The organism is Flavobacterium sp. KY-23415, from assembly GCF_055384985.1.
This window is the reverse complement of the sequence record NZ_AP044001.1, coordinates 621,197-634,112: the sequence shown is the minus strand read 5'-3', so window position 1 is coordinate 634,112 and position 12,916 is coordinate 621,197. Positions and strand designations below refer to the sequence as shown.

Below are 12,916 nucleotides of genomic sequence, written 5' to 3'. Positions count from 1 at the left end.
AAAAAATCTGTAAAGCCCTATTATATAAGCAAAAACCAAAAAAATAACTCTAGCGTTCAGTCAAAATAAAAAGTACAACCTAAAAAACATAATAAATGATAATAGAAAATACAATAAATGACTTTAGAAGAGAATTATTAAACTTGGGATATAGCAACACAGCAGTAAATAATTATCCAAAATATGCACAAAATATATTAGATTATACAAAAGAAACACCACAAAAAATAACCGATTACCATATAAAAAACTACTACGAATATCTAAAAACAAAACCCAACAAAAGAAGAAAAGGAATTATAAGCGAAAGCCACATCTACAGCCAACTACTAGCAATTAAACTCTACTTTGATTATTTAGAAAGAACCAGGACAATTAAACAAAATCCATACAATCTACGAATCAAACAACCTACCAAAAAAGAACGATTAGTATTTACACAAGAAGAAATTAAAACCCTGTATCAAAACTGCACCAATTTATTAGAAACTACTATTTTAAATCTGTGTTATGGCTGTGGACTTAGAAGAACTGAAGTAATTTTATTGGATGTAAAAGATATAAACTTTGAACAAAAACTACTCTTTATCAGAAAAGGAAAAGGCAAGAAACGTAGAGTAATCCCACTTACTGAAAGTATTGTAAAGGACTTAAAAAACTATAACAATCAAATAGAAATCTATAGAAAAGAGAAACTACAAAACTTCTTAATCAATGAGTTAGGAAACCCTATAAAAGGGAATACTATTTATACCACTTTTAAAAGAATACTCAAACGAACAAAAAAAATAGATCATCAAAATTATTGTTTACACAGCCTACGGCATAGCATCGCAACACATCTACTAGAAAATGAAATGAGTATAGAAATGGTTAGGGATTTTTTAGGACACACACAGCTTGGAACAACACAGGTTTACACTCGAATTAATTTTTTAAAAACCAAATTACAATGACAACATTAAAAGATTTTTTACGACAAAGTTTAAGAGAAAGTTCCGTAGAAAGTTATTTATATAGTATTGAAAAATACAAGAAAGCCAATAGAAATGCAGACAAATATGACTATCAAAAAGTAATGCAGTATATTGAATTATTACGCAATAATTACCAACCATCCACTATAAAAGCTACACTAGGTTGCATCAAACGATATTATGATTATTTAATTGAAACAGGCAAACGAAAAGACAATCCAGCACGCAGCATACGATTACGAGATAAAACCGAAAACCCAATCCAGTTACAAGATTTATTTACAGAGAAAGAACTACAAAGCCTTTTAAATCCTAGAAAAGAACGTTATCCATTTTTGGCCAAGAGAAACAAAATTATAATGAGTTTATTAGTTCATCAAGGTTTACGAATAGGCGAAATAGAAAACTTAAAATTAAGCGATATAGATTTAGAGAAAGCAACCATACAAGTAACAGGAACAGCACTAACCAATAACAGAAATCTACCTTTAAAAGCCGAACAAATACTATTGCTATACGAATACATCAACCAAGACAGAACCAAGCTAAAAACGTGGAGAAACGATAACAATAAATTACTATTGGGAAAACTAGGAACACCCATCAGAACCGAAGATGTAGATTACTTAATTACAACTTATCAAAAACAGTATAAAAAGAAGCTCACAGCAACCACCATCAGACAAAGTGTACTAGCCAACTTACTAACCAAAAACAACGATTTACGAGTAGTACAACACTTTGCAGGACATAAACACCCAGACACCACAGAAAAGTACAGGCAAACAGGATTAAACGCTTTAAAGACAGCCATTGATAAACTACACCCAATTAGATAAAAGACCAATAATAAAAATAGGAACGCTTCGCTGAGTTATTTGCACCCACCCGTCCAACGCTCCCCACGCTCCAGTGGCTTCTCCCACCACACAAGGCACTTGTTTTTCCCTAAGAACAGCACTATACTAAACTTTATGTTTTTTATCGGGAGATATTATTTGTTTTTTAAGCGGTCAATAAAAAGCCATAAAGTTTAGTATAGAGCTGCTCACCCAAAGCCGAAAAAACAAGAGCCTTAACCCGACGCTAAAGCCACTCCCAAGCTATTTTACATAATGCATCGAGCATTATAGTTCATAAAAAAGAGTTGATTATTTTTAATAGGATTTTTTTATGAAACTATAATTTGCACTATGTAAAATAGCCGCTCTCCAACGCTCCCACCCGAAATAGGAGCTTCGCAAGTTTATTCATTTTTAATTATTTGCTTCAAAAAAGCTTCACAAAAAATCCAGCTACAGTGGTTGCCGTCTTTCTTTGCTCGTTTTTTGTGCACAAAAATTAAAAAAGCCAAGATTGTGCACTCAATCGGCGTGAGCCTAATCATTTTAAAAGCTGATGATTGCCCTAACTTCTTCCAAAGCTTTAAATCATCATCTTTTAAAACGAACACCCTTCGGAACCTACTCAGCCAGCCAAAAGCCCCATCGCATAAATAGTGAATACTTGCCACGGTTGACCAAGATAAAAAAACGATTGATAAAAAAGTAAAAAAAGTGAGTAAACATAAGGCTTGACAACGAAAAAACATACAAACAAGTTGCAATATTTAAACAAGTTTGTATTACAGAATAAACCGACTTATAGCCGACGATGTTCCGTAGATGTCCCGAGGATAAGCCCACCATAAGCCCACTAGAGCCCACTTTTTCTTATGGATAAAAAAAGGAAGTCTTCAGGAAATAATCCAAATAAAAGCATTTTGATAGCTGAACAACAAAAGTTATTAGCTAAGGATAAAAAAGGGCTTATTTAGGCTAAAATCACGCTTAAAAACGATTAATTTAAAGCGAATTACAAACGAAACCAAAGCGAATAACCTAAAATAAAGCAATATCTTTTTTTTCAATTGAAAATAAAAAGTACTATTTTTGACAAGCGAGAGAAAATGAAAAAGTACGTTCTTACAGAAAGAAGCATAGGAGTTGCAGTAAAATAAGGCTCTCACGCGAGGGTAAAAGTTGAGCAGGACTGTATAAGTATAAGTATAACGGTAAGGAGTTACAAACAGAGTTGGGATTGAATATGTATGATTATGGCGCAAGGAATTATGATGCTGCTTTGGGGCGTTGGATGAATATTGACCCTAAAGCGGAAAATAGTAGAAGATGGACACCATATAACTATGCTTATAATAATCCGATGTTTTTTGTAGACCCTGATGGAATGCAAGCAGTTTGGAAACCTAAGCTTAATGAAAACGGTTCAACGTCATATATTGCTGAAAAAGGAGATAGTGCAAAAACTTTTGCCTCACAATATGGATTAGATCAAACTGAAGCTAATATAATAACTGGTTCAACTGGAGATACTGAAATAAAAGAAGGTACTGAAGTAAGTGGAGAGATGGTGAATAATATAACAGGAAACGAAGCTTTAAAATTGGACTTAAATTCCCCTGAAGGAAAAAATGAACAAAGAAGATTTGATCATTTTCTTTTTGCTAGAGATCATTCAAAATCAAAGGGAAAGGCTAGTTTTTTAGCAAATCAGTATTTTTCAAATACAGAATATAAAAATGTTTTAAGAGGCAGCGCAAAAATAAGTATTGAAGGTAAAATTTTTAATGTTGTTTACAATATACCTGTTTATAGACCATCAACTTTTGATGGCTCTAGTACAACCACAAATCTTGGTAATTCACCTGTTAATGGATTTGATACTGGAGGAAATAATTTTCCAAATAATCAGCACAATATAGTCCTTCCAATGTATCATCCTAATACTGGAGTTGAAAATGAATCATATCATATCTATGTTCATAGAAATAATTCTGATCAACTTTATGATAGATTGAATAAAAAATTTCCTAGATATAACTATTTTAGGGCTAAATCATTGATTAAACTTTAAATAAGAAGAAATGTTTAAAAATAAAATCACTTTAATCCTTATTCTTATATCAGTTTCTTGTAACTCTCAGAATATTTATATTGAATTAAATAATTGTGTTAATGAGAAGATTAACGAAAATCATTATTATTCAGAATCGAATGAATTTGATTTTTACAAATTTATATTAGAAGTTGAAGATTTACTGATTAAAAATAATTTATTGAGAGAAGTTAAAAAAAAGAACTACAAAAATCTTTTATTTAAAATTATAGATGGTAATGAAAGTTTCTCTAAAATCAACAAGAAAATAGGAGAACTCTTTGATAAGAATAATTATCATCTATATTCAACGGATATTATTTTTAATCAATGTCCATATTTAATCTCAAGATCTGGAACAGGAAAAGTTTATGAAAAGCTCTATTCGAAAGGGAAAATTTTAAACGAAGTTATGAAGTCAGGGTATAATAATAAAAAAAATATTTGTAAACTTTTTAACAATTACACACAGAATGATTTTACAATAATTGAGTATAGAGCTCCTTTAATACTTTTAGTTGCTATCAATATCAATTTAGCTGAAAAAACCCGATAGCCAGCTCTTCGAGGAGTTCTAATGAAAACGAATAGCTCTACGATGGTCTCCTGACCTCGTAGCAAATTAAAACAACAAAAACCACTCTGTAAAAAGGAGTGGTTTTGTTGTTTTATAGATTATTTAATTTAGTAGCTTTAATGAAATTGTTTACAGTGAGAAGTAAACATTCTTTATCTTTTCGGGCAGGGGATTTATAGATTCGAGTTACAAAATATTTTTGCTGATCTAATAGCTCAATCATTTTTTTTCGTTCCTTCATCCAGTTCTTCTAAGTGTTCTAATGAAACCGTGATACTCTACGATGGTCTCCTGACCTCGTAGCAAATAATAAAACAACAAAAACCACGCTGTAAAAAGGAGTGGTTTTGTTGTTTTATAGTGCTTTATAGAAAGTTCGTTTGTACTGTCCAGAAAAAAGATTAAGAATTCAGAATTACAATTGCATTACATTATAAAACCAATTTGTAATCATTAAAGGGAAACTTACAAAAGTTACTAAGCCGTATCAAAGCCGTATCAAAGCCGAGTATAAGTCGAGTGTAAGCCGAGTGATATTTGTAAATACAAAACAAGAAAGGAGACACTTATACACATCGCTAGCAAAAAAACGTGCTAATTTGCAGAACTAGCGTTTGATCCAAAATTTGGATTAATATAAAAACACCCATTTTTGTAAAAGCATTCTAAACGTGAGTTCGATGTAAAGTAATTGGTATTCTTCCGTCACATCGCGTGTTTTCAATGTAGCTTGCGGAATTGAAAATGTATCGAGATGTTATAAATATCCTATTAATTAGTTTTGATACATTTTTACTCCATTTTATTACCTAAAAAATACTCAAACTGACCAAAACGTTTTGTTTATTTATACTTCTTTAAATTTTTTATATCGAACGCACGTCCTAACGTATAATTGAGTTTTATTTTAAAGTATTTCCACAACCCAAAAAAAACACTGTTATAAAATGTCAGGAAGTTATTGTAACTTCGTCTAAAAACACAACAAAGTTAATACAAGCGATAAACAGTATAAGACAAGTAACAAAAAATACAAAAATGAAAAAAACAATAACACTTCTTTTCATACTTCTTTTTAATTTTGGATTTTCTCAAAAAACAATTCCAGAAGTATTGCAAAAATACAATAAGAACACCGTTCCATATATTACAGTCAATGAACTTAAAAACACAAAAGGAATTCTGCTTTTAGATGCCAGAGAACAAAAGGAATACAACGTTAGTCATTTAGAAAAAGCAGTTTGCGTTGGACACACAAAATTCAATTCAAAAACATTTGAAGCACAATATCCAAACAAAGCAACCACAATAGTTGTTTATTGCTCCATAGGAGTGCGAAGCGAACAAATAGGAGAAAAGCTAATCAAAATGGGCTATACCAATGTTCAAAATCTTTATGGAGGTATTTTTGAATGGAAAAACCAAAACAATAATGTGGTAGATAGCAACAATAAAATTACAGATAGCATACACGTCTATTCTAAAGAATGGAGTAAATATTTAACAAAAGGAACTATAACATATAAAAAATAATTTATGGAAAAAACATATTACGACCCAGCAGACTTAAAAAAATTTGGCAAAATAGTAGAGTGGAATGAAGAACTAGGAAATAGTTTTTTCGAATATTATGGAAAAGTGTTCGAAGAAGGCAGTCTTTCTGCTCGCGAAAAATCATTAATAGCATTAGCCGTTTCTCATGCAGTGCAATGTCCCTACTGCATAGATGCCTACACAGGAGATGGCTTGAAAAGAGGCATAACCAAAGAAGAAATGATGGAAGCCGTTCATGTGGCAGCAGCAATAAAAGGAGGAGCAGCATTAGTTCATGGAGTGCAAATGATGAACAAATACAACAAACTATCCATGTAGTTTTTGCATTTGTGTAAAATAGCTAACTTTTAATGTAAAATAGCTATCCTAATTTTGTACCAATTCAAAGAATTTTGAAAAATAAAAAACAACTATGTTAAAATCGCTCCAATCAAAAGAAAGTCCGTTATCCAAAACCGACAAACAATTAGAAATTCTGGCCACAGGGATTTTTAGCGATGGTTCGTTACCCACATTTGCAGCTACAATTAAAAAATCCAATCAATACCCACTACAACCCAAGAAAATAGAAATACTTCAAATAAACGTTGGCTACATGTGCAATCAAGTTTGTGCACATTGCCATGTAGATGCAGGTCCAGATAGAAAAGAAATCATGACCAAAGAAACCATGCAACAAATTTTGGAAGTATTAAAAACAACTGAAGTAAATACTTTAGACTTGACAGGTGGAGCACCAGAAATGAATCCTCATTTTCGTTGGTTTGTAGAAGAAGCATCAAAAATTGGTGTGAAAGATTTTATTGTGCGTTCCAATTTAACAATCATTAGAGCCAATAAAAAATATTATGACTTGCCAGATTTCTTTAAAAAACATAATATTCACGTTGTTAGTTCTATGCCACATTGGACTAAAGGGAAAACCGACAAACAAAGAGGAGATGGGGTTTTCGACACATCAATAAAAGCATTGCAAGAACTCAATGCAGTGGGGTACGGAATGCCTGAAAGCGGATTAAAATTAGATTTAGTTTACAATCCTTCGGGAGCCTTTTTACCAGGCAACCAAATGGCAATGGAAAAAGATTTTAAAAAAGCATTAAAAGAAGACTTTAACATACAGTTTAATAATCTTTTTGCAATAACAAATCTTCCAATCTCTAGATTTTTAGACTACCTAATAGCATCCGAAAACTATGAAGACTATATGTATGCATTAGTAGAAGCCTATAACCCTTCCGCAGTAGCAAATGTAATGTGTACCAATACTATTTCAGTAAGTTGGGATGGCTGGCTCTATGATTGCGATTTCAATCAAATGCTAGGATTAAAAGTAGCTTCCAAATCGAAGCATATTTCAGAGTTTAATGAAAAAGAATTAAACAACAGAAACATTATTATTTCTCAGCACTGCTATGGCTGTACAGCAGGAGCAGGGAGTAGTTGCCAAGGAACAGTTGCCTAAAAAAGAGATGAAAAAAAACGAATCAAAAATAGCAATACTAATTTTTGCCCGTTCTTCCGAATGTGAAGCGAACATAAAGTCGTTCCCACAATCGAAAGAAATCTTTGATTCGTTAAACGAACATACTTTAAAACTGGTTTCAAAAACGAAGCTGCCCTATTATCGAATTACAGAACAAGAACAAGTTGGCGATTCTTTTGGAGAACGATTTACCAATGCGGTGCAATCCATTTATGACTTAGGATATCAATCGGTAATTGTAATCGGAAACGATACACCACATTTAACCACAAAACACCTGCTTCTAGCAGAGAAAAACCTTCATGCTAACAAAGTAGTAGTAGGAAAAGCAACAGATGGAGGTTTCTATCTTTTAGGTATTCAAAAAGACTACTTTAATGCCAAATTGTTTTTGAAACTACCTTGGCAAACCCAACAACTAACCACCACATTATCGAAACTGTTTCTAACCTACAAAGCCGAAGTAGTTTGTCTAGAAACCTTAGACGATATTGATGCTTTGCACGATATAAAAAAGATCTTGCAAAGCACAAGAAAGATGAGAAATGCAATACGTTTCATACTACTAGAAACAGTTGAGGTTCTTAAGTTTCTTTTTATTCCACTAGTCCTTTTTTATAAAACAATACTACAATCATATTATTACAATAAAGGCTCTCCATTTATTATATACAATTAAAAATCATTCTATCTGAAATCAATTCAGAACAATTAGTATATATAATAAAAAAATAAGATGAGGCAAATTTATGTTCTTTTGCTACTCACGGTGTCGTGTTTTGGCTTTTCGCAAATAAAAATAACAGGTACAATAACTAGTGCTGTAGATAATACTCCATTACCCTATGTAAGCATTATCGCTTCAACATCAAACGGGACAACATCAGATGAAAATGGGAAATATACTATTACAGTAAATACCACAGCAGAACGGTTACAATTTTCTTATCTCGGGTTTCAAACGCAAACCATAACGGTAGGTAATCAAACCCTAATTAATGTAGCCTTGAAAGAAGATACAGCAAACCTGCAAGAAGTAGTTGTAACCGCATTAGGGTTAAAAAGAGAATCAAAAGAATTGGGATATGCTGTGCAATCACTACCATCGGAAGCATTAACCGAAGTTAAAACCGTTAACTTCTTAGACAATCTTGCTGCAAAAGTTGCAGGAATTACAATAACACAAGGAGCTACAGGTGTTGGGTCTTCTTCAAAAATAACCATTAGAGGAGAAGCTTCTTTTTCAAATAACAATCCATTGTTTGTTGTGGACGGAGTGCCCATAAATAATGAAACCATTTTTAATTTCACAAATGAAGCAGCAGCAGGATTTCAAGAAATAGACTACGGTAATGGTGCAATGGAAGTAAACCCAGACGATATAGAATCGGTTACCGTTTTGAAAGGACCAAGTGCAGCCGCATTATATGGAACAAGAGCATCAAACGGAGTGATTGTAATAAAGACTAAAGATGGTAACAAGAAAAAAGGATTTGGAGTTAGCTTCAATACCTCTCTAACAGTAGATTCGGCTTTTCAATTACCCGATTTTCAAAATCAATACGGACAAGGGAATTCTGGACAGTTTGCCTATGTAGATGGTCTTGGTGGGGGAACCAATGATAATATAACCTATTCTTGGGGGCCTCGTTTAGATGCAGGATTGTTAGTGCCTCAATTTGATAGCCCAGTACAATTACCCGACGGAAGTTTTGTTCGCGGTGGAGACACTTCTTTGTACAATGGAATCGGTATCACACCAACTCCTTTCGTATCGCATGCTAATAATCTTAAAGATTTTTACAGAACAGGCACCACTACAATTAATAATATTGCTGTAACCAATGGTTTCGAAAAAGGAAATTATAGAGTATCGTTTACCGACTTGCGTAGTGAAGCTATTATTCCAGGTGTAAACCTAGATCGTCAAACTATTGCCGCTAAACTAAACTTTGAACCCTCTGAAAAAACAACCATTTCTACTGCTATAAACTATGTGAATTCCAGTAGCGATAATAGACCTTCAAATGGTTACGGAAGTGAAAATGTGAATTATTCCCTTGTGGCTTGGGGACCTCGTTCTTTAGATATAAACAGTTTAAAGAATTATTGGCAACCAGGTTTAGAAGGCATACAACAATATTCTTTCAATTATACATTTTTCGACAACCCGTATTTCATTTTATACGAAAATAGAAACTCGTTTGAACGGGATCGTATTTTTGGTAACCTACAAATGCAACAAGAAATTACTAAAAACCTAAGTTTATCTGTGCGAACAGGAATGGATTATAGTAGCGAAACGAGAAAGATGCGAAGAGCATTTAGTAGCAATCGTTTTAGAAACGGAGGTTATGCAGAACATGATGTCAAATACAGAGAAGTCAATACCGATTTTCTACTCAATTATAAAAATAAATTCAATGCAGTACGTTTAGACATCTCTTTCGGAGGGAATCGCTTAGACCAAAATGCAGCAACCAAACAATCACAAACCGTCAATTTAGCACAACCTGGAATATATAATTTGAATAATGCCGCTTCACCTATTGAAGTTTTTCAATTCGAATCGAAAAAGAGAATCAATTCGTTATACGGAATTGCGAAAGTGGGCTATAAAGATTTTTTGTTTCTAGACATTACCGCAAGAAACGATTGGTCAAGTGCCTTAGCTACTCCTTTTTCGGTAGATGGTACATCTTTTTTTTACCCGTCGATATCTTCAAGCTTTGTTGTATCAAATGTTGTGACTTTACCTAAAGTGGTTTCATTTGCAAAACTGAGAGCGAGTATTGCACAAGTAGGTAACGATACAAGTCCGTATCAAACATCAGGGGCTTTTGTGTCGCAAACACCTTTTAACGGGCAACCCACTTTCAGTAATCAAAACTTCATTCCAAATGCAAATCTAAAACCAGAACAAACTACCTCCTATGAAGTTGGAGCAGACGTTCGTTTTTTCAATGACCGTTTCAATGTAGATTTCACCTATTACAATGCAAATACAGCAGATCAAATTATTTCTTTGCCTATTGCCATTTCTTCGGGCTATAACCAACAAGTAGTAAATGGAGGAAAAGTGAATACACAAGGAGTCGAAATTGTTTTAGGAGCTATTCCTGTGAGAACAGATAATTTTAAATGGAACACAATATTTAACTTTGCGAGTAATCGTTCTGTTATTAAAGATTTACCACAAGAAGGAGGACGATTAACATTGGCTTATAGCCGAATTTATGATAGTGCCAACCAAACCGTTTGGTTTCAAGTAGAAGAAGGTGGAAGAGTAGGCGATATTTATGGAACAGGCTATTTGAAAAACGAGAACGATCAATTTATAATAGATGCTAACGGAAAATATATAGCCGATAATAATTTAAAAAAACTAGGAAATTATATGCCCGATTTTACATTGGGTTGGTCAAATAATTTTACCTATAAAAATTGGAATTTAGGCTTTTTATTCGATTGGAGACAAGGAGGAGAAGTAGTGTCTAGAACCAGAGCATTAGGAAATGTTGGAGGACAATTAGCAGAAACAGCTTATAGATCAGACAGCGGAATTGTAGCTCAAGGAGTAACACAATCAGGGCAGCCTAATACTATTGCAATTCCGGCAGAAACCTATTATCGTCAGTTTTATGATAGAAATCATGAAGAAAATAATATATATGATGCTTCTTTTTTAAAATTACGTCAGTTTTCAATAGGCTATTCTTTGCCAATTAAAGAAGGATTTTTAGGATTGAAAAAAGGAGGTAAAGTCGATTTGTCAGTTATAGGCAATAACCTATTTGCAATTACAGAAAACCCTCATTTCGACCCAGAACAATTAGCTGTTCAAGGTAACGGATTTGTGAGTGGAGTTGAAGACATGAGCTATGCTACTACAAGAAGCGTTGGTTTTAAATTGGGTTTTAATTTTTAAAGTAAGAAAACAATGAGAAAATATATATACAGTGGTTTAGTGGCAATAACAGTTTTTTTGATTACCAGTTGCACAAAAGATTTTGAAGAGATAAATAGCAACCCCAATGCCCCCAATACAGTACATCCAAGCTTATTATTACGTCAAGTGATTTATAATTTTGGAGAAAACATGAGCTATGAAGGTTTTGTAGCAGGAGATTTATTAGCACAGCATAGAACGGCATTAGATTTTAATCTGTTCGATCGTCATGCACTCAAATCACCTCAATTAGGAGGGAATCCTTGGGCTGTTTTCTATAAGAACTTGCGCGATAATGAAATTATGCTAAAACAAGCACGTCAGTCATCTACTTTAAAAGTATATGAAGGACCAGCATTGATTTTAAAGGCCTATATGGCTGCGGGTCTCACCGATTTATTTGGAGATGCACCCTATTTTCAAGCATTCAACGGAACTGAAGGAGAAGTAACTCCAGTCTATGACAGTCAGGAAAGTATCTATCTAAACACAAACGGAATTCTAGATAATTTAGAGAAAGGTATTGCTGCTATTGAAAGTTATACCGATGCCATTCCATTGCAAGGAGACATTATATATAATGGAAATTTGCAATCATGGGTACGGTTTGCAAAATCATTACAGATTAAATATTTATTACGCATTGCAACAAAAGTGGATGTGGCATCTCGGTTACAAGCACTTTACGATGAGGGTAATTATATTATGACGAACGATCAAAACGCTATTTTTAATTTCACCAATACCGCACCCAATAGTTTTAGATTGGCACAATTGAGAGTTGGAGACTTTAATAATTTTGTAATGTCTGAAACAATGGAAGCTATTTTAACAAATTATAATGATACGAGAATAAATACTTTTTTTAGACCTTATGCGAACGCAACTTCTGGAGAATTTAATGGACTACTTAATGGTATTGACGCTTCTTCAACCTCTATTGTATTGGCTAATTATTCTTTAGCTGGAACTATTTTTAGAGAGAACACAGCGACATTAGATGCTAATTTTATTACCGCTTGGGAAGTGCAATTGGCATTGGCAGAAGCAGCCGAAAAAGGATTGATTACAGCGAACGGACAAACCTTATATGAAAATGGAGTAACACTCGCTTTTCAATATTGGAATACCACAATGCCAACAAATTATCTAACAGGGAATGCGGCCTACAATGCAATAGGAACAACACCTTTGCAACAAATTAGCACACAAAAATGGATAGCCAATATCATTAATGGCTATGAAGCTTGGGTGGAATATAGAAGAACAGGTTTTCCTCAATTAAGAACGATTGCCGCTAGTTTAAATAACGATTTAATTCCTATTAGAATGCCTTATCCTTCAGAAGAGGAAGCATTAAATAGTGAGAATTATAATATAGCAGCTACAGCAACAAATGGTAATAGTATAAACTTCCCAGTATGGTGGGACCAATAAGA

At 33.4% G+C, this 12,916-nt stretch carries 10 protein-coding genes; all 10 read left to right on the top strand.

Annotated features, from left to right (window positions below):
* Positions 1–95 precede the first annotated feature (95 nt).
* The 10 genes from ACZ49Z_RS03155 (at position 96) to ACZ49Z_RS03110 (ending at position 12,914) form a co-directional block, all read left to right on the top strand.
* The gene (locus tag ACZ49Z_RS03155) at positions 96–956 is read left to right on the top strand and encodes a tyrosine-type recombinase/integrase (RefSeq protein ID WP_464306750.1); all 861 of its coding nucleotides are present in this window, start codon (positions 96–98) and stop codon (positions 954–956) included.
* Positions 953–1,816: a tyrosine-type recombinase/integrase gene (locus ACZ49Z_RS03150; protein ID WP_464306749.1), complete on the top strand. Its 864-nt coding sequence runs from the start codon at positions 953–955 to the stop codon at positions 1,814–1,816. Before ACZ49Z_RS03155 ends, ACZ49Z_RS03150 begins: the two co-directional genes overlap by 4 nt.
* A 1,192-nt stretch (positions 1,817–3,008) precedes the next feature.
* Positions 3,009–3,890: an RHS repeat domain-containing protein gene (locus ACZ49Z_RS03145; RefSeq protein WP_464308039.1), complete on the top strand. Its 882-nt coding sequence runs from the start codon at positions 3,009–3,011 to the stop codon at positions 3,888–3,890.
* 10 nt (positions 3,891–3,900) lie between these two features.
* Complete coding sequence (locus ACZ49Z_RS03140; RefSeq protein WP_464306748.1) at positions 3,901–4,467, top strand: hypothetical protein; 567 nt, start codon at positions 3,901–3,903, stop codon at positions 4,465–4,467.
* A gap of 1,059 nt (positions 4,468–5,526) precedes the next feature.
* Entirely contained in the window at positions 5,527–6,021 is a 495-nt protein-coding gene (locus ACZ49Z_RS03135) for a rhodanese-like domain-containing protein (protein WP_464306747.1), read from the top strand.
* 3 nt (positions 6,022–6,024) lie between these two features.
* Entirely contained in the window at positions 6,025–6,360 is a 336-nt protein-coding gene (locus ACZ49Z_RS03130; protein ID WP_464306746.1) for an arsenosugar biosynthesis-associated peroxidase-like protein, read from the top strand.
* Between the two features lie 94 nt (positions 6,361–6,454).
* Positions 6,455–7,507, top strand: coding sequence for an arsenosugar biosynthesis radical SAM (seleno)protein ArsS (gene arsS, locus ACZ49Z_RS03125; protein ID WP_464306745.1), 1,053 nt, complete (start codon positions 6,455–6,457; stop codon positions 7,505–7,507).
* Positions 7,508–7,514: 7 nt separating this feature from the next.
* Entirely contained in the window at positions 7,515–8,207 is a 693-nt protein-coding gene (locus ACZ49Z_RS03120) for a TIGR04282 family arsenosugar biosynthesis glycosyltransferase (RefSeq protein WP_464306744.1), read from the top strand.
* A gap of 57 nt (positions 8,208–8,264) precedes the next feature.
* The gene (locus ACZ49Z_RS03115; RefSeq protein ID WP_464306743.1) at positions 8,265–11,456 is read left to right on the top strand and encodes a SusC/RagA family TonB-linked outer membrane protein; all 3,192 of its coding nucleotides are present in this window, start codon (positions 8,265–8,267) and stop codon (positions 11,454–11,456) included.
* A 12-nt stretch (positions 11,457–11,468) separates the two neighbouring features.
* Complete coding sequence (locus tag ACZ49Z_RS03110; protein WP_464306742.1) at positions 11,469–12,914, top strand: SusD/RagB family nutrient-binding outer membrane lipoprotein; 1,446 nt, start codon at positions 11,469–11,471, stop codon at positions 12,912–12,914.
* Positions 12,915–12,916: the final 2 nt, after the last annotated feature.

Coding starts and splice junctions, on each gene's coding strand:
- ACZ49Z_RS03120 (WP_464306744.1), top strand. CDS start 7,515: ATGAAAAAAAACGAATCAAAAATAGCAATACTAATTTTTGCCCGTTCT.
- ACZ49Z_RS03155 (WP_464306750.1), top strand. CDS start 96: ATGATAATAGAAAATACAATAAATGACTTTAGAAGAGAATTATTAAAC.
- arsS (WP_464306745.1), top strand. CDS start 6,455: ATGTTAAAATCGCTCCAATCAAAAGAAAGTCCGTTATCCAAAACCGAC.
- ACZ49Z_RS03135 (WP_464306747.1), top strand. CDS start 5,527: ATGAAAAAAACAATAACACTTCTTTTCATACTTCTTTTTAATTTTGGA.
- ACZ49Z_RS03115 (WP_464306743.1), top strand. CDS start 8,265: ATGAGGCAAATTTATGTTCTTTTGCTACTCACGGTGTCGTGTTTTGGC.
- ACZ49Z_RS03130 (WP_464306746.1), top strand. CDS start 6,025: ATGGAAAAAACATATTACGACCCAGCAGACTTAAAAAAATTTGGCAAA.
- ACZ49Z_RS03140 (WP_464306748.1), top strand. CDS start 3,901: ATGTTTAAAAATAAAATCACTTTAATCCTTATTCTTATATCAGTTTCT.
- ACZ49Z_RS03150 (WP_464306749.1), top strand. CDS start 953: ATGACAACATTAAAAGATTTTTTACGACAAAGTTTAAGAGAAAGTTCC.
- ACZ49Z_RS03110 (WP_464306742.1), top strand. CDS start 11,469: ATGAGAAAATATATATACAGTGGTTTAGTGGCAATAACAGTTTTTTTG.